17 protein-coding genes and 1 tRNA gene are annotated in these 15,322 nt (G+C 58.6%); 12 read left to right on the forward strand and 6 right to left on the reverse strand.

Annotated features, from left to right (window positions below):
- Positions 1-6: 6 nt before the first annotated feature.
- Complete coding sequence (hemH, locus tag FHW92_RS20305) at positions 7-1,020, forward strand: ferrochelatase (RefSeq protein WP_168605101.1); 1,014 nt, start codon at positions 7-9, stop codon at positions 1,018-1,020.
- Between the two features lie 18 nt (positions 1,021-1,038).
- Here hemH and FHW92_RS20310 read toward each other — a convergent pair whose 3' ends face one another.
- On the reverse strand, positions 1,039-1,230 hold the full coding sequence (locus FHW92_RS20310; RefSeq protein ID WP_168605102.1) for a DUF1674 domain-containing protein: 192 nt from the start codon (positions 1,228-1,230) through the stop codon (positions 1,039-1,041).
- Between the two features lie 54 nt (positions 1,231-1,284).
- Between FHW92_RS20310 and FHW92_RS20315 the strand changes: the two genes are divergently transcribed.
- On the forward strand, positions 1,285-2,511 hold the full coding sequence (locus tag FHW92_RS20315; RefSeq protein WP_168605103.1) for an RsmB/NOP family class I SAM-dependent RNA methyltransferase: 1,227 nt from the start codon (positions 1,285-1,287) through the stop codon (positions 2,509-2,511).
- A 9-nt stretch (positions 2,512-2,520) separates the two neighbouring features.
- Here FHW92_RS20315 and FHW92_RS20320 read toward each other — a convergent pair whose 3' ends face one another.
- Together FHW92_RS20320 and msrA are read right to left on the reverse strand one after the other, a co-directional pair.
- Positions 2,521-2,826 carry a hypothetical protein gene (locus tag FHW92_RS20320; RefSeq protein WP_168605104.1) on the reverse strand — a complete coding sequence of 102 codons (306 nt, stop codon included), beginning with the start codon at positions 2,824-2,826 and terminating at the stop codon, positions 2,521-2,523.
- Positions 2,827-2,924: 98 nt separating this feature from the next.
- The gene (gene msrA, locus FHW92_RS20325; protein ID WP_168605105.1) at positions 2,925-3,455 is read right to left on the reverse strand and encodes a peptide-methionine (S)-S-oxide reductase MsrA; all 531 of its coding nucleotides are present in this window, start codon (positions 3,453-3,455) and stop codon (positions 2,925-2,927) included.
- A 97-nt stretch (positions 3,456-3,552) separates the two neighbouring features.
- Here msrA and aguB point away from each other — a divergent pair, with 97 nt between their 5' ends.
- The 7 genes from aguB (at position 3,553) to FHW92_RS20360 (ending at position 7,466) form a co-directional block, all read left to right on the forward strand.
- Complete coding sequence (gene aguB / locus FHW92_RS20330) at positions 3,553-4,425, forward strand: N-carbamoylputrescine amidase (protein ID WP_168605106.1); 873 nt, start codon at positions 3,553-3,555, stop codon at positions 4,423-4,425.
- Complete coding sequence (gene folK / locus FHW92_RS20335; RefSeq protein WP_246870311.1) at positions 4,409-4,927, forward strand: 2-amino-4-hydroxy-6-hydroxymethyldihydropteridine diphosphokinase; 519 nt, start codon at positions 4,409-4,411, stop codon at positions 4,925-4,927. The genes aguB and folK overlap by 17 nt, the downstream gene beginning before the upstream one ends.
- A gap of 26 nt (positions 4,928-4,953) precedes the next feature.
- Positions 4,954-5,029: transfer RNA gene (locus FHW92_RS20340), tRNA-Lys, on the forward strand.
- Between the two features lie 179 nt (positions 5,030-5,208).
- Positions 5,209-5,499, forward strand: coding sequence for a type II toxin-antitoxin system RelE/ParE family toxin (locus FHW92_RS20345; protein WP_168605108.1), 291 nt, complete (start codon positions 5,209-5,211; stop codon positions 5,497-5,499).
- Entirely contained in the window at positions 5,489-5,791 is a 303-nt protein-coding gene (locus FHW92_RS20350) for a HigA family addiction module antitoxin (protein WP_168605109.1), read from the forward strand. Before FHW92_RS20345 ends, FHW92_RS20350 begins: the two co-directional genes overlap by 11 nt.
- 110 nt (positions 5,792-5,901) lie before the next feature.
- On the forward strand, positions 5,902-6,897 hold the full coding sequence (locus tag FHW92_RS20355; protein WP_168605110.1) for a hypothetical protein: 996 nt from the start codon (positions 5,902-5,904) through the stop codon (positions 6,895-6,897).
- 17 nt (positions 6,898-6,914) lie between these two features.
- On the forward strand, positions 6,915-7,466 hold the full coding sequence (locus FHW92_RS20360; protein WP_168605111.1) for a hypothetical protein: 552 nt from the start codon (positions 6,915-6,917) through the stop codon (positions 7,464-7,466).
- A gap of 213 nt (positions 7,467-7,679) precedes the next feature.
- Here the strand turns inward: FHW92_RS20360 and FHW92_RS20365 are convergent, their stop codons facing one another.
- A complete protein-coding gene (locus FHW92_RS20365) occupies positions 7,680-7,910 on the reverse strand; it encodes a hypothetical protein (RefSeq protein WP_168605112.1) in 231 nt (76 codons plus the stop codon).
- An 82-nt stretch (positions 7,911-7,992) separates the two neighbouring features.
- On the opposite strand from FHW92_RS20365, the gene FHW92_RS20370 reads away from it, so the two are divergent.
- From FHW92_RS20370 to FHW92_RS20385, 3 genes are all read left to right on the forward strand, one after another.
- Complete coding sequence (locus FHW92_RS20370) at positions 7,993-8,265, forward strand: hypothetical protein (RefSeq protein WP_168605113.1); 273 nt, start codon at positions 7,993-7,995, stop codon at positions 8,263-8,265.
- Positions 8,265-8,831: a hypothetical protein gene (locus FHW92_RS20375; RefSeq protein ID WP_168605114.1), complete on the forward strand. Its 567-nt coding sequence runs from the start codon at positions 8,265-8,267 to the stop codon at positions 8,829-8,831. The genes FHW92_RS20370 and FHW92_RS20375 overlap by 1 nt, the downstream gene beginning before the upstream one ends.
- Before the next feature lie 577 nt (positions 8,832-9,408).
- On the forward strand, positions 9,409-10,008 hold the full coding sequence (locus tag FHW92_RS20385; protein ID WP_168605116.1) for a hypothetical protein: 600 nt from the start codon (positions 9,409-9,411) through the stop codon (positions 10,006-10,008).
- A 154-nt stretch (positions 10,009-10,162) separates the two neighbouring features.
- On the opposite strand, the gene FHW92_RS20390 is transcribed toward FHW92_RS20385, so the two are convergent.
- Both FHW92_RS20390 and FHW92_RS20395 read right to left on the reverse strand, forming a co-directional pair.
- Positions 10,163-11,263, reverse strand: coding sequence for a P63C domain-containing protein (locus tag FHW92_RS20390; RefSeq protein ID WP_168605117.1), 1,101 nt, complete (start codon positions 11,261-11,263; stop codon positions 10,163-10,165).
- A 1,989-nt stretch (positions 11,264-13,252) separates the two neighbouring features.
- A partial coding sequence (locus tag FHW92_RS20395; RefSeq protein WP_168605118.1) for a hypothetical protein occupies positions 13,253-15,322 on the reverse strand: 2,070 nt, incomplete at its 5' end.

Below are 15,322 nucleotides of genomic sequence, written 5' to 3' on the forward strand. Positions count from 1 at the left end.
ATGATGATGAAGCGCCCTTCCGATCACCCGCCTGTGGCCGCCCCGCGCGTGGGGGTGATGCTGGTCAATCTGGGCACACCGCAGGCGCCCACGGCATCGGCGGTGCGCACCTATCTGGCCGAATTCCTGTCGGACCGACGCGTGGTGGAAATTCCGCGCGCTGTGTGGCTGCCGATCCTGCATGGCATTATCCTGCGCACGCGCCCGGCCAAATCGGCCCATGCCTATGCGCAGGTATGGACGGACCAAGGCTCGCCTCTGGCCGCGATCACGCAGGCGCAGGCGCAGGATCTGCAGGTGCGGCTGGGCGAAACGGTGATGGTCGATTGGGCGATGCGCTATGGCGCGCCCTCGATCCCCGATGTGCTGGAGCGGATGAAGGCGGCGGGTTGCGAGCGTATTCTCGTCGCCCCGCTCTATCCGCAATATTCAGGCGCGACCACGGCCAGCGTGATGGACCGGCTGGGCGAGGGGCTGGCGGCGATGCGCTGGCAACCAGCGATTCGCACCCTGCCGCCTTATTATGACGATCCGGCGCATATCGAGGCGCTGCGGGCGGATCTGTCGGCGCAATTGCGCGGGCTGGCTTTTGTGCCGCAGGTGCTGCTGCTCTCGTTCCACGGCATGCCGGAGCGCACGCTGCATCTGGGCGACCCCTATCATTGCCAATGCCGCAAGACCGCGCGCCTGCTGGGCGAGGCGCTGGCGGGGGAATTTCCGGGGATACGGGTGGAAACCTCGTTCCAGTCGCGCTTTGGCCGGGCCAAATGGCTGGAGCCTTCGACCGAGGATACGCTGGCCCGTCTGGCGCGCGAAGGTGCGGCGCAGGTGGCGATTGCCGCGCCCGGATTTTCCGCCGATTGCGTCGAAACGCTGGAGGAACTGGCGATCCGCGGGCGCGAGGTGTTCGAGGAAGCGGGCGGAAAAGACTATGCCGTGCTGGAATGCCTCAATGCAGGCGCCGACGGCATGGCGATGCTGGAAGCGCTGGTGCGGCGGGAATTGCTGGGCTGGGTCTGAGCCTTCAGAAATCCGCCCTTAAAAATCCCAAGCAATCCCCTTGCGGGTGAAATCGCCATAGCGCGTGGGCGAGAGGCCCTCGGGGTCTTCCTCATCTTTCGGCGGGGCCGGGGTGGGCACGGGATCGTTGGTCCAATGCTGCGGCTTGGTGAAAGTGCCGGGGCGCTGGGTGGCGCGCTGGATCGGCCGGGGGGTGGCATCGTCGGTCATGGCCTTGCCATGCGCCTGCTGGCGCTGGAATGCAATATCCCCTAAGGGCTGCCGATGAACCAACGCAACACCGCCGAAACCGTCCCCGGACTTGCTCCCCGCCGTGCCGCTTTGCGCCTGATGGATGCGGTGCTGCGCCGGGGCGAAACACTTGATAATGCGGCCCATGCCGCTACGCAGGGCCTGCCCCAGAATGACAAGGCGCTGGCCCGCGCGCTGGCGGGCGAGGCGATGCGCTGGATGGTGGATCTCGACGCGCTGATCGATTCGGCCACCAAGCAGATTCTGCCCGAGGATGCCAAGCCGCGCGCTGTGCTGCGTATGATGCTGGCGGGCTGGCTGCGGTTGGAAACGCCGCCCCATGCGGTGGTGGCCACCGGGCTGGAACTGCTTCAGGGCGGGCCGCGCCGCTTGGCGCATGGCGTGTTTTCCGCGCTGGTCAAACAAGGCGTGGCTTTGCCCGACGTGCCGACCTTGCCCGAGGCTGTGGCGGAGCGCTGGGGCGAGCGGGGCGAGGCTATCGCGGCGGGTCTGGCTGTGCCGCCGCCGCTCGATCTGAGCGTGAAAGCGGGCAAGGAGGCGCCCGAGGGTCTGTCGCTGATGCCTGGCCATGTGCGCCTGTCGCGCGGGGATGCGGTGGAAAGCCTGCCCGGTTTTGCCGATGGCGACTGGTGGGTTCAGGATCTGGCCGCCTCGATCCCGACGCGCCTGATTGGCGCGGGAACGGGCCGCGTGCTGGACGTTTGCGCGGCGCCGGGGGGCAAGACGATGCAACTGGCCGCCGCCGGTTGGGATGTGACCGCGCTGGACAGCAGCCCCAAGCGGATCGAGCGGATGCGGGCCAATCTGGCGCGCACCGGGCTGGAGGCTGATCTGATCGCGGCCGATGCGCTGAAATACGCGCCGGAAGAATTGTTCGATGCCGTGCTGCTCGACGCGCCCTGCACGGCGACCGGCACATGCCGCCGCCATCCCGATGTGCTGCACCGCATCGGCCCGCGTCAGATTGCCGAGATGGCCGAATTGCAGGAGGCTTTGCTCGCCCGCGCTGCGGAATGGCTCAAGCCCGGCGGCGTGCTGGTCTATGCGGTCTGCTCGCTGGAGCGCGAGGAGGGCGAGGAGCAGGCGGCCAAGGTGGGCCTGACCGCCGATCCGATCCGGGCCGAGGAATTGCCCGCAGGTCTGGCGCCCACGCAGGAAGGCTGGCTGCGCACCGATCCGGGGATGCTGGGCGAGGTCGGCGGGCTTGACGGGTTTTTCGTGGCGCGTTGGCGCAAGTAGACCGGGCGGTCAGAGAATCAGCGTGGCGGATTTGTCCGCCGCCTGCGCCATCAGGCTGAGCGCCTGATGGCCGCGCCCGGTGAGGCAATAGCGCCCCTCGACCATCTGTTCGACCAGCCCTTCGGAACATAGCGCCGAGAGCCAGAGCAGCGCCGTGGCCACGCCCTCAGGCCCCAGATCGGCCAGATCGCCGGGGCCAAGCCCTTCAAACCCGACCACATCGAGCCGCATCAGCAGGTCGATCCCATCGACCGGAAACATCCGGTTATGCAGAATGCGCGCTGCGGTGATGATGTGATGCAGGATAGCGAACATGGGACCGGCCTCTCTTTGGGGTGAGGCCTGATCCCATGGAATGATAAATCGGAAAATCGATCAAAGATGATTTTTGCAATCGCCTTTATCGATTGGGCCTACCCCTTCAACCTGTCCCCAAATCCCTTCTTCAGCTTGGCCAGCTTGGGCGGGATCACGGCCAGACAATAGGGGTTACGCTGGCCTTCGCCCTCCCAGTAATCCTGATGGTAATCCTCGGCCGGATACCATGGGGCGATGGGCTCGATCGTGGTGACGATCGGGGCGGGCCAATCCTTTTGCGCGCGCAGCTTGGCCGTTTCCGCCTCGGCGCTTTGCACCGCGTCGAGCGGGAAGATGGCGCTGCGATATTGGGTGCCCACGTCATTGCCCTGACGGTTGAGCTGCGTGGGATCATGCGTGGCAAAGAACACATCGAGCAGCGCGCCATAGGACAGGACCGCCGGATCAAAGGTGATGCGGATCGCCTCGGCATGGCCGGTCGCGCCGCTGCACACCTGCTTGTAGGTGGGATTTTCCACCGCGCCGCCGATATAGCCGCTTTCCACATTCCTGACCCCGGCCAGTTGCCGAAACACCGCTTCGACGCACCAGAAACAGCCGCCTGCGACAATTGCCTGCTGGGCCATGTCTATTCTCCAATCTTTCGTGAATGGCCCCTAGATAGGGACAAAAGCGCCGCCTGCAATGGTGGACATATTTCCGCCCCCGACATAGGAAGCCGCCATGACCGAACGCACAATCACCGTCGCCGCGCTGCAACTGGCGCTGGGCAGCCAGGATGAGGCGCAGAATATCGGCGCGACTGTCGCGCTGGTTGAACAGGCCGCCGCGCAGGGCGCGCAGATCATCCTGCCGCCCGAACTGTTTTCCTCGCCCTATTTCTGCACGGTCGAGGATGAGGCGCTGTTTGCCCTTGCCCGCCCGGTGGCGGAGCATCCCAGCGTGACCGCGATGCAGGAACTGGCGCGCAAGCTGAAAGTGGCGATCCCGACCAGCTTTTTTGAGCGCGACGGGCACCATTATTACAATACGCTGGCCATGATCGACGCCGATGGGCAGATCATGGGCACCTATCGCAAGAGCCACATTCCCGACGGGCCGGGCTATGAGGAAAAGTACTATTTCCGCCCCGGCAACACCGGTTTCAAAGTGTGGGACGTGTTCGGCACGCGCATCGGCGTGGGCATCTGCTGGGACCAGTGGTATCCCGAATGCGCGCGGGCGATGGCTCTGATGGGCGCGGAAATGCTGTTCTATCCGACCGCCATCGGCACCGAGCCGTATAATGCCGATCTGGACACCAGCCGCATGTGGCGCCGCGCGATGCAGGGCCATGCGGTGTCGAACTGTATGCCCGTGATCGCCGCCAACCGCATCGGGGCAGAGGCAGCCTATGGCGGGCCGGAGCAATCCTATTACGGCCACAGTTTCATCAGCGACGAATGGGGCGATCTGACGGCCGAATTTGGCGCGGGCGAAACCGGCGTGCTGGTCCAAACGCTCGATCTGGCGCGGGCGGCGACGCACCGGGCCGGGATGGGCTTTTTCCGCGACCGCAGGCCCCAGCTCTATGGCCGCCTTGCCCAGGACATCTGACCTTTATGTGATCGCGCTCGGCTCGAATGTGCGCCATGCGCGCCATGGCGGGCCAGAGCGCGTGTTGCGGGCCGCCGTGGGCGCGCTGGCGCAGGCGGGGCTGGGGATCGAGGCGATGGCGCCGGTGATTCGCAGCGCGCCGCTGGGGCCATCCTTGCGGCGCTATGCCAATGGGGCGGTGCTGGTGCGTTCGGATCTGTTGCCGCCTGCGATGCTGGCCCTGCTCAAATCCATCGAGCGCGAATTTGGGCGGCGTGGCGGAAAACGCTGGGGTTCGCGGGTGCTCGACCTTGATATCGTGCTGTGGAGCGGCGGGGAATGGCACTCTGCCGGGCTTTGCGTACCCCATGCCGCTTTTCGGCTGCGTGACTTTGTTTTGCGCCCGATGGTCGCACTTGTCCCCAGCTGGCGCGATCCGCGCACAGGTTTTAGCATCAAACAGTTACACAGCCGCTTGACCCGGAGCCTCCGCGCCCCTAGGGAACCGCGACCCGAAGCCTGAAGCACCGACTTCAGCCGCACATATGGGGGCCCATAGCTCAGTCGGTAGAGCAACTGACTTTTAATCAGTAGGTCGCTGGTTCGAATCCAGCTGGGCTCACCACCAATTCAATAACTTAGACGTGGTGGTGAGGATGCGCGGGGCAAGGTTATGTCCGTCAGGCATCAGATAGGCATCAGGTGGGGCGATTTGGCGTTTGGCAGGGCGTTGACCTCGTTCGCGCACATCGCGTGTCAAGCATGGCTTGACGGATTGCATGTGTGTCATGTATAACGTGACACATGGAGATCGAGAGCATCACCGACAAGGCGCTGCGCCGATTCTTCGAGACCGGCAATGCAAAGGGTCTGGTTGGCGACGTGAACCGCCTGCGCAAGATGCTGGCCTTCATCGTCGCGGCTGAGTCACTGGAAGAGCTGAGTGTGCCGCCAAACTATGGTTTGCACCCGCTCACAGGCGACCGGGCAGGCACTTGGGCAATGACGGTGACGCGCAACTGGCGGATGACCTTCGGCATCAATGACGAAGGCGCGCTGATCGATCTGGATCTGGAGGACTATCATGGCGCTTAAGATGCATACTTCGCTCGCCGTGCATGTCGGCGATTGGCTCAAGACTGAGATCGTCGAGCCTTCGGGTCTGTCGGTGAAGGCATTGGCCCAGCACTTTGGCGTGTCCCGGCAGGCGCTCAGCACCTTGCTTAATGGCCATGCGAACCTGTCACCCGACATGGCGATTCGCTTTGAGAAGGGCTTTGGCGTCAAGGCTGATACGCTGCTGCGGATGCAGGCGGCCTATGAGCTTGCTCAGGTGCGCGCGCATGAGGATGAGATTCAGGTCGAGCGGCTGGTGCTGGCGGCTTGATCGCCTTCACCAATCCCCAACCTATTGCGCAGGACCAAAGCAACTAGAAAAAAACCTAGACTCATTCCAATAGCTATGCTGGCTTCCGGATACTTAAAGGGAGGCTGTCAGTGGCGAAGGCGACTATCCAGTATCGGCAACTTAAGACTGAAGGACTCTGGCCCGAAATTGACCTGAAGGCGATGATTGTAGATGTATTGAGGCGCCGCGGCTGGGCTGATAACGCCAAAACACGCGTCATTGATCTCGACCAAGATCAAAGTTTCGTCATCCTTAACAAGGTAGCTGCGCCTGACACGTGGGACGGACCAGTCTTTGCAGGACAGCTTATACAACTTCAAGCCGGTACTGATGTCCATGCGGTCATGCAGTCTCTGGAGGAAGATACTGCAGAATATGTCGTCCAAAGCCTGAGTGTCGGCGAGCGAGTCAAGGTGGTGAAAGGCGTGTTGTATTTCGTCCTGGCTGGAAATCACCTTGGGGTCATCGAAGGCCAACAGGTACGGGGGCGGTTGCTGGAACGCTATTTCACCGCCTTGCTCCAAAGGGCTGGCGAGTTAGAGCCGGGGCAAGCTATCATTTTGAACAGCAAGTTCCTTGCCGGCGATGGCAAAGAGCTTTCCGAGTCCAGCGAAATTCAGATTGCCGCAGCTTCGGCGAATCGAGACGGTGGGCGGCACGAGCAGAATATACCGCCGAGAATCGAAGAGCGTGAAGCTGGTGCAGCACGTGAACATGAGCAAGCAACGGTGTTTGAGGTGCTCCGGATGCTGGGATGGAACGAGGATGCGCTTGAGCGCCTCGGTGCCGATATTCCTGAAGGAGGCTGGATCGAAGGCTTTTTCAAGGTATTCATCAAGCAAAGGCGCAAACGCAAACCAATTTCCCGAGCCACAATCAACGAAGCGCTTCGGAATATCGACCCTGCTGATCTGGGCTTGAAGGGGAATGGATCGGAGCGGGGAGGCATTGTAAAAATGTCGATCCAGCGTGACATTCGCACCATTGGCTCGCTTCTGGACCCGACTGATGCTATTGAACAGATTACGAACGCTCTTCGAGATTGGGCGACTGCTGGGAAGATAGATTGCAACTTCGAACGGTAGAGCGCTGGTGCCTGCCCATGGCTTTCATAATGGGCCTGGCGGTGTCTCCCGGTGTAATCACGGGCGACACCGGGCGTATGCTTGTTACCTTTCTGGGCTTGGTCTCGGCCAGCATATTGCCAACAATCTCCCTCTTGGTGAACAGCATGACAGCAAGCGGACGCTCGGTTCTTGCGATCAATGAATTGAATGATGAATTGCAAGCCGGAATCGACGCGCTGCTGCAGATCTTTATGTATGTTGCTATTGCCGTGGCCGGACTTCTATCCCTTTCAATGTCGCCACCAATTCTTTTTTTCAAAGTTCCACATCTCACTAATGATATCCTGCCGCGGCTAGGTCAGGCGGTTGTCATAGCGTTCTCGGTAATCACGGTAATAAAGTCAGGAACCATTCCGGCAATCTTGCGGAGATCTTTGGCAGTCCGTCACAAAATTGCCGCCGAAGAGGCTCGCAGAAAAACACTGGAAAAGGCACCTCCACAGTCAGCCGCACAGTCGTCATTTCCGACGCATCCAGATTTTGGCAAAGTGACTGATCTCGAAGATGTTATTAGACGCGGGCGCTGACCATAGAGCGCCATAGAGTTTTGAAAAACACATAAGTTGCTATGAGTTAACCGGCAAGCAAAGCGCGGCAAGGTTTCAGCTTGAAGCAGCGTACTAATTTTGAAGCAGCGTACTAATTCGCCGCGATAGCGCCAAATAACCGTAATCGCCCACCCAACCCTCGCTCAGCGGCCTCTCTCTGCGCGCGTTCGCAGGCATAATGGCCGCATGTGGCTAATTTCGCCAAGTCTGTTCAAGCTCTTCGTCGAACCATTGTTCGGCATCGTACAGTGGACCGGTCGATGTGCGGAAATTCAGATAGTGGGAATAACCCTTCTGGCCCAGCCATGTGCAAAACGCGCTGAAGGACGGCAGGTCAGTTTGCCCGCGCTGGATACCGTTCTCTCGCGCCCAATTGGTTGTCAGACTTCGGATGGCTCGTTCGCAGTCGGCTTTCTTTTCCATGAAACCACCGTAAGTTATGCCTCGACCGGGATCGTAGCAAATTGCATTGCGCTCACAAGATCATGAAGAGGGCCACTGGGTCATGACCGCACACTCGATTGCCCAGAAATTCCGCCGCGCTTTGCGACATAGGGGCGGCTGCGCGTTTTCCTATGACCAACTGGTGGAACTGGCGGCGATGGGGGTTTTGGATCTGCTCTCCAAGGCAGAGGATGCAGAGCTTTGCGCAAATGCTGGAGTGGCGCCTCTGGCGAGCAGTGATGACCACGTTTCGGTCCCGGCTGCCCCTATCCCGGCAGCGAAGACTAGAAAACGTGAAAGCTTGAGCACCGCGGAACTGTCAAAGGGGCTATAATGATAGGGACTGCCATTTTCGCACTTGCTCTGGCTGCGGCGAACAGCAGCGCTGGCAAGGTACCCTCCAACCCCATTGCGGCCATGAAGGCGGCTGGCATCATGCCTACGCGTGAGGTGGCGTCAGATCTGTGCTTGCCTGCCACGGCCGATGAATACGAGGCGTTGGGCAAGAACGGGGTGCTGCGCTTGGAGGCCGCAAGCCTCCTGTCACCAGAATTGCCCCTGCGCCGCATCTACATCGTGGTAAAGGGACTGCGCATCCCGCTTCGTCAGGTTGCCGAGTTCGATAAGCAGCAAGATGCCGCGCCAGCGAAGGGGCAGCAGCAAGCCTATTGGCGGCAGGTTTCATACTATCTGGTGCCGCTCAACCTGGTCAAAGCAGGCGCGAAACTCACGGTCGACTTTTCCGGCCAGAGGTCGGGCTTTTTTGTCAGCGACCTGACGCTTTCCCAAGGATCCCCGGCATTCGCGCGACTGGACGAATACGACACGCCGGGGGAGCCTGACGATGAAGCGCTTGCGGGGCTTTTGGCGCGCGAATATCCGGATGACTTTCGCTCTTAAATGTGGGTGCCGTGGAGATGCTGGCAGGTGCGATCTTAATTTGGACAATGCAACAATCGCAGCTACCGTGAAACAGCACGGAATTAAGAGCGGAGTTCATCGATGAAATGGTTCGCAACTGTCGTCCTCGCCGCGTCACTGGTCTTCGCGCCAGCCGCAGATGCGCGACACCGGACCTATCACCGTGCAAGTCAGTCCTACTATGGGCCCAGTGAGGGGCGGCACTACGTCAATTCGGATGGCAATCTGGTGCATAGTCCGATGCGTGCTGATCGCCGCCCGGCTGGCGCAACTGCTCGGTGTCGCGATAGATCATGGAGTTTCAGCCAGCACGCGCGCGGGACTTGCTCGCACCACGGCGGCGTAGCGGAATGGATGTGAGGCCAGCGCCAGATGAAAGCGAGATCACCCGAGATTGAGGATTCAAGTCGGAATTATATAGTTATTTCAATGACGAAGAATGGATTTAACCTTCTCAAAAATTACGCAATCTGACCATAAATAAACTTCTTAATCACAGACTTCCCGCTAGATACGTATTTGCGCGATTCACTCGCGTGAAAATTGCAGGGGGCTTATGTTTAAGTATGTTGTTTCAGCAGCGGCGCTGCTTCTGTCTAACAATGCGTTTGCGCAGACTGGGGAAATGCGGGCCATCACATTGGCGCCAAACACCGAAGTTGTCGTGACGCCGAACGACACGCTGACTACCAAATCGCTCAAGGTTGGCGACAAGTTCAAGATCGCAACGGTGTTCGACGTGATGCAGGACGGCTATGTTCTTATCCCGCGCGGCACGCCGGGTGAGGCAACGGTGAGCTATCGCACCGGCAAGGGCGCATTTGGCAAGTCGGCCAAGATGGAAGTGACCTTCAATTGGCTGAAGCTGGGCGACCGTCAGATCCCACTGAACGGCACCTATCGCCAAGAAGGCCAGGGCAATGCTGGCGCTGCAGTGGGGGCCGTGGTCGCAGTTGGCGTATTCGGGGCTTTCGTCACCGGCCACTCGGCGACCATTACAAATGGCCAGCAGTTGCGGACGCACACGGCTGAAACCATCTCGTTCAACGTTCCGGCAGGGGCTGCCCCGATTCAGGCGGCAATCGTAGCTCCGGCCGCACCAGTTGCGACCTTGCAGGTCACACCAACTGCGGCTGTTGTGCCAGCAGCCCATTAATCTAAATTGGGCGGCGTTGGCGAAGGTCTGGCGCCGCTTCAAACCGGGTACGAGGACTGCATAGTTGGACGAACCCATCCCCCTCTCGAGCTAGCCGCCCACGCCCTGTGCCGACTCGCAGGGCTGCAGGAGAACACGCAGTTCGAGGGGCGGCCTATGTGGGAGAGCTTTGTTCCGCAGGCGAGGGTGGTGCTGGAGGCTGTGGGGCTTGCTCGAAAAGCGGTAAAGGCGTCGTGGGAGAGCGAGATGGAAGGCTAGGCGGCATCATGGTCGGCATGACCAACTCCAATTCGCCTTGATCACCGAAACGCTGCGCAATCTTATATTCGTAAGAAGCCGCATCCGGCGACGACTCCGCCATTTCAAGAACGCGGCCCAAGTGCATCCGAAGTGCGCGGGCGCCAACTTCGTTCAAGAACTGAAACAATTTCTTTTTTCGCCCGTCATCTCCTGACTGTAAAGCTCTAAGCAATTTGAGCAACTTCCCACTGCTTTTTGCAAGAGGGTGATAAATATGGCGCACAGTTAGGTGCTTGAAGTGCCAAGGCCTTCCTCTATCTGGAACTGGTATTTGGTATAGACGATGCCATTGCATATACAGTTCTGGAGGAAATTCAGGTTCGTATTTTTTCGCCTCTTCTTGAACGTAAAGCTTGAATGCTGCGATCACTTCTTCGGTAGAAGGGCTATAACCAGCTAGGGCGTATACAAGCTGGCGGATGCCATTTTTGGCGGATGCCCCAAGAATGACCTGCGCCTGATTAATCAATGTCTGATAGCGCGCAGCCTTCAACGAACCTGCCGTCGCTGCCGCGCAAATAGCGTTGCAGACATCAATCAAAATTGCGGCATCCAATCCATGAATAGTTGCCTGGATGGACTCGCCGCCACCTAAACCCCATTGAAATTTAACGGGATTTTGGATTTTTTCGCGAAGTTCCCCGCCAACGAAATTTTCCATGGCTTTGGAATTTATAAAACTTGGAAATGAGTTGCCGCGCGGTGAAAGGCCAAGCACTCTTGCCATCCCGATCTGACTTATTACCGCAGTTTTTTCGAGATCTCCGAGCACATAGCAGTCAACATCGATGCCAAATTGGTCGCTGAAATTCCCGCGGTGGATTGCTTTGGGCGATTTTCCCCACCGGGCCGCCGCGCCAGCACGCGCAATATCACTACGGCGCATCGGCGGTAGGGCCTCTGCCCGAGCCTTTCCCGCCGCTACCTTTACAGGGTTCTTCTCCTGCTTACCCATGCAAGCATACTCCAAAATTATATGCTTGCAGATTATCTCGCTCACAATCATCGTGCAAGCATCATTTTATGTAGATGCTTGCACCCCGCCCAGCCCCGTGATCGGCGGGGTTTTCTGTGCGCGGACACGGTGCTGGTGTTTGGGGTTCTGGGCACCAGTCGGCGCGTTGCTCCTTTCGCGGACCTACCCGTTTCGGCTTCATCGCCCGCGCGCTCGAGGCGTTCAGCCTAAGTGGGCGCCAAGGTTGGTGGTTTTTCTTGATCTGGCGTCGTTGCGGTCTGCTGACTGCGGATCCACAACCCCGGTGGATTCTCGCCGATAGCGACCGAGCGAACAGGCGGCCCACACCATTGAGGTTAAGGCTACGAGCGGCACACCAAGCCCGGGCACGCATTCTCGTGGCTTTATTTTCTGATAAGTGATCCCTGGCGATGATCCTTATAAAAGACACCGAGGACAGTTGTGAAAGTGAGCGTATGGGTGAGCAAAGACGCAAGAGCTTGAGTGCCAGAGTTATTCTGGCAAGTGAAAATCGTTGTATTTATTGTGAAAATCCTCCAGCCTCCTTAGAGCATATGCCCCCTAGGGCAATGTTCCGGGATAAATATAGGCCGAGCGGTCTGGAGTTCGCCGCTTGTGGGCCTTGTAACTCCGGCACCAGCAACGCCGACTTAGTAGCCTGCTTTGTAGCGCATTGCAGCCCCGTCGACCCAAAGGGGGAGTGGGAAGCTGAGGCCTTTCAGCGTTTTATCAAACATATGCGACGCAAAACTCCAGAAGTAATGCGGGAGATTAACAATCCCACAGGCGCAACCCGAGAATGGGTTATGACACCTGGAGGCTTGTTGCGCCAAATCCATAAGATGCACTTTGATGGTCCAACTCTACGTAGGCACCTGGATGCCTTCTCATCAAAGTTAGCCATGGCGTTGTATCGTGAGCATGTTGGCAGTCCATTGCCGATGGAAGGTGCTATCTATACTAAATGGTATCTTAATGGGGGGCTTGCTTAGCAAGAGGCAGATTCAATCCTTTCGCTTCTCCCGGCTTGGGGTTTTTTGAAGCAGGGAAATGTCCAGCCGACAGAGCAGTTCGCCTATCGGTACAACACGGATGAAAAAACCATCATTATGGCTATGGCTGGGTTTCACAGCAATTTTCACGTCTGGATGACTGCTTGTTCGTCGAGTGATCAGTTCGATTTGTTGACGAAGTTGCCCTTAGTTCTGAAGTCGCGCCCGGGTACGTTGGCCGCAATTTTAGCCGGACAGCCGAGATAATTAATTCTTTCTGGAGTTGGCAATTTCGGACGTACTTTGCCGGGCAAGTGCTCCTCTACCCGCTGTCGCGATTCAAGTGCCCCCTTCACCATCGTATCCTGAGATTACACCCGCGCATTTGCGGGCAATCAGGAGCGTAGGACATGAAGATCTGGAACTGCCCGGGATTACTGAAAGCGGTCAGCGGATGTTGCGATGTGGCCAAAGCCATTGCCGTGGCGGCCATTATTCACTGGCTCGGTTTCGGCTCGTGATATGCCGCCCAAGTCGGGGCTGAAAAGTCGCCTTTCGTGCTGTCGGCTGGCGGATTCAAGAAGACTTGGCTCATCGCGGCAAGCAGGCATAGATAATTCCGGGCGGGCCATAAATGGCCCCATTCGGCGCGGGATCACCCGCATCGGGCCCCTTCACGTAAGCGCGAGCCTTTTCGCATTGATCCATTGTCTTATATGTTATGGTCTTGATCATTTGATGATTTGAAATGACCATTGTGGCGGGGCGCCGGTCTGGCTTCGGGATGAGATGCCGAAATGGACCCCAAGGATCCGGCTTGCTGGTTGCAGCCCCGGCGAGCAACAATAAAGCGGTTATTCCCATGATCTGCCCTCCATAAGTTCGTCGCCTGTGACTTAGCCAGACTAGCCTATCCCGTCACTTCTGGCGTGGAGATAGAGTTAAACTTAGAACCCTTCGAGAGCACTATTCTATCTCATTTTTGCAACTTACCAGGCTTTTCAACCTTTCCAGCGTCGAGCTTCGACATCAGATAATTTTGTAGTCCCTCGATATCGCCCAATGCGCCGCCTTCTGCTGCTGCGATGGATGATAGCTTGCGAATGTAATTCGGCATCGCACTAGGCTTAATCTGGGACAGGCGCGCCAACCATCGGGCGAATGCCGGGGATGCGAGAAGTCGGCCACCGCCATATTGCGCCAGAGCGCCGCTGATTGTCAGGAATGGATGCGTGATGATCCCGGTTGCCGCCGCACCACTTGTGGCAAGGCCAAGAGCGGAACCGGTATTGGGAAAATTAGCAAAGCGCTGCGCTTCTTTCGTGCCGCCAGCAACCTTAGCCAAATCATCCAGAGACGAGCGAATGTCAGCACTGAACAAACTGCGCTTGGCCCCTGGTGTCATGGCGTTCCACTGATCTAGAAATTTTATCAGGCTAAATTGGGTATTATCTGCATCTTTCGACGCCGCCCCCAAACGCGAGATCACAGTGGCCCGCACGGTTGCCGCATCCTCTGCCGGGAGGGAGTTCAGGAAGCGTCCAAGCCGCGCGTTGTTGCGCTGTGTGGCCGAATTGAGTGCGGCCATAATCTCTTCGCCTGATCGCGGCGCAGATCCTTTAGCACCGATAATAGGGGAGAGAACCGTATCGATCAGTTGCACGCGCTCCTTATGCGCCGCTGCGGCATCGGCATAGGCAGTTGCCGCTTTGGCCTTCCCTGCGGCATTCAGGCTGTCAACAATGTCAGTTTCCGCCGCATCAAGCACTGTGCCGATGCGCCGTTCCAGATCAGAACCGCGCAGACCATCTTGCATGAACTTGTCGCGCAGTTGGGTGCGCATGTTTTTCACGCCTTCAACGGGATAGGCTTGATCGAGCTGAGTGCGCAGGGCCTTGAGCTCAGACAATCCCGCTGCGCCGCCCGGTGTCTGTTCCAGTTCAGCGATATTGCGATCAAGCGCCGCGCGGGCATTGACCAAGTCGACAGGCTCTTGCCCGCCAAGCTGGCGCGCCTTATCGTAAAGCGCGTTCACTTTGCTGCGGCTGCTCTGGATGAACTTTTGCGCACCGGTCAAGGCCGCTTCGCCTGCCGTCTCCAATTCGGTGGGCTTGCCAACCAAAGAGGCAATCGCATCGCGTGCCTTTTCGGCCTCTTGCGTGACCTTTTGCGCGCCCTTAACGATGGGCTGGGCAGAAAGCGGGAATTTCGCCGCGCCTCCGGTCACGTTTCGAATGCCGGGGCCTGCTACATCGGCAGGCATGGGATTGATGGATGTTCCAAGCTTTGCATTCAGATTATCCGCAGCCTGAATGACCTGCGCCCCATCACTGGCTGGCGCAGCGGCACGGGAAGCCTGACGAGCCAAAGCCATATCCGTCAGCTTTTGACCACCAGCACCAAGAGCCGCGCCAAGCCCGGCGCCAGTTGCGGCGCCAAGAGCCGATCCGCCCAAGCCTTGGCCATAACCATAGCCAGCGATACCCCCAAGAGTAGCACCAGTCTTGATAGCAGATCCCGCCCCGCCAGTGGCCAAGCCGGGGACAAGGCCGCCACCGAACTCCGTAGCATAGCCAAGCAATCCCTGTTTCTGGCGTGCCTGCTCCTGAGCAAGCCTTGCGGTGTCGCGGGCCTCGATGTACCCGGAAGCTAGCCCTTTGTCAGAAAGAGCATTTTTGACGGCCCCGCCGATACCCTCAATTTCATCAGACAGGCCAAGCTCGGCACCGGTCAATGCGCGGCTTGCATAAGCCCCTGCACTGGTCGGGTTATAGCCTTCCTTGTCGAGGTTCATCTGAAGCTGGTTGAGATACGCCTTTTCGGCTTCACTCGTATCGATAGGCTGGAACTGCACGCCTTTTTGCGCATCCTGCGCCATGCGATCCAGATCGGCTTGGGTGGGGGCAGGAATGCCATTCTGCTGATACCATCCCTTGATGGCGTCAGGAGTAAGGCCGGGATTGCGCAGATTGGCATTCAGGAAGGCAAGGGCTTTCGCTTCCTGATCGGCATTGATGCCGAAATTCTTCTGAAGGTATTCCTCGCG

This window comes from Novosphingobium sp. SG707, from assembly GCF_012275515.1.
Taxonomy (GTDB): Bacteria; Pseudomonadota; Alphaproteobacteria; order Sphingomonadales; family Sphingomonadaceae; genus Novosphingobium.

What these genes read in the sequence shown, in the direction of transcription:
- FHW92_RS20310 (WP_168605102.1), bottom strand. Translation starts at nt 1,230, where the DNA reads ATGACCGACGATGCCACCCCCCGGCCGATCCAGCGCGCCACCCAGCGC.
- FHW92_RS20350 (WP_168605109.1), top strand. Translation starts at nt 5,489, where the DNA reads ATGGCGCTTAAGATGCATACTTCGCTCGCCGTGCATGTCGGCGATTGG.
- FHW92_RS20370 (WP_168605113.1), top strand. Translation starts at nt 7,993, where the DNA reads ATGACCGCACACTCGATTGCCCAGAAATTCCGCCGCGCTTTGCGACAT.
- FHW92_RS20375 (WP_168605114.1), top strand. Translation starts at nt 8,265, where the DNA reads ATGATAGGGACTGCCATTTTCGCACTTGCTCTGGCTGCGGCGAACAGC.
- FHW92_RS20360 (WP_168605111.1), top strand. Translation starts at nt 6,915, where the DNA reads ATGGCTTTCATAATGGGCCTGGCGGTGTCTCCCGGTGTAATCACGGGC.
- FHW92_RS20345 (WP_168605108.1), top strand. Translation starts at nt 5,209, where the DNA reads ATGGAGATCGAGAGCATCACCGACAAGGCGCTGCGCCGATTCTTCGAG.
- FHW92_RS20365 (WP_168605112.1), bottom strand. Translation starts at nt 7,910, where the DNA reads ATGGAAAAGAAAGCCGACTGCGAACGAGCCATCCGAAGTCTGACAACC.
- FHW92_RS20390 (WP_168605117.1), bottom strand. Translation starts at nt 11,263, where the DNA reads ATGGGTAAGCAGGAGAAGAACCCTGTAAAGGTAGCGGCGGGAAAGGCT.
- FHW92_RS20320 (WP_168605104.1), bottom strand. Translation starts at nt 2,826, where the DNA reads ATGTTCGCTATCCTGCATCACATCATCACCGCAGCGCGCATTCTGCAT.
- aguB (WP_168605106.1), top strand. Translation starts at nt 3,553, where the DNA reads ATGACCGAACGCACAATCACCGTCGCCGCGCTGCAACTGGCGCTGGGC.
- msrA (WP_168605105.1), bottom strand. Translation starts at nt 3,455, where the DNA reads ATGGCCCAGCAGGCAATTGTCGCAGGCGGCTGTTTCTGGTGCGTCGAA.
- FHW92_RS20385 (WP_168605116.1), top strand. Translation starts at nt 9,409, where the DNA reads ATGTTTAAGTATGTTGTTTCAGCAGCGGCGCTGCTTCTGTCTAACAAT.
- FHW92_RS20315 (WP_168605103.1), top strand. Translation starts at nt 1,285, where the DNA reads ATGAACCAACGCAACACCGCCGAAACCGTCCCCGGACTTGCTCCCCGC.
- hemH (WP_168605101.1), top strand. Translation starts at nt 7, where the DNA reads ATGAAGCGCCCTTCCGATCACCCGCCTGTGGCCGCCCCGCGCGTGGGG.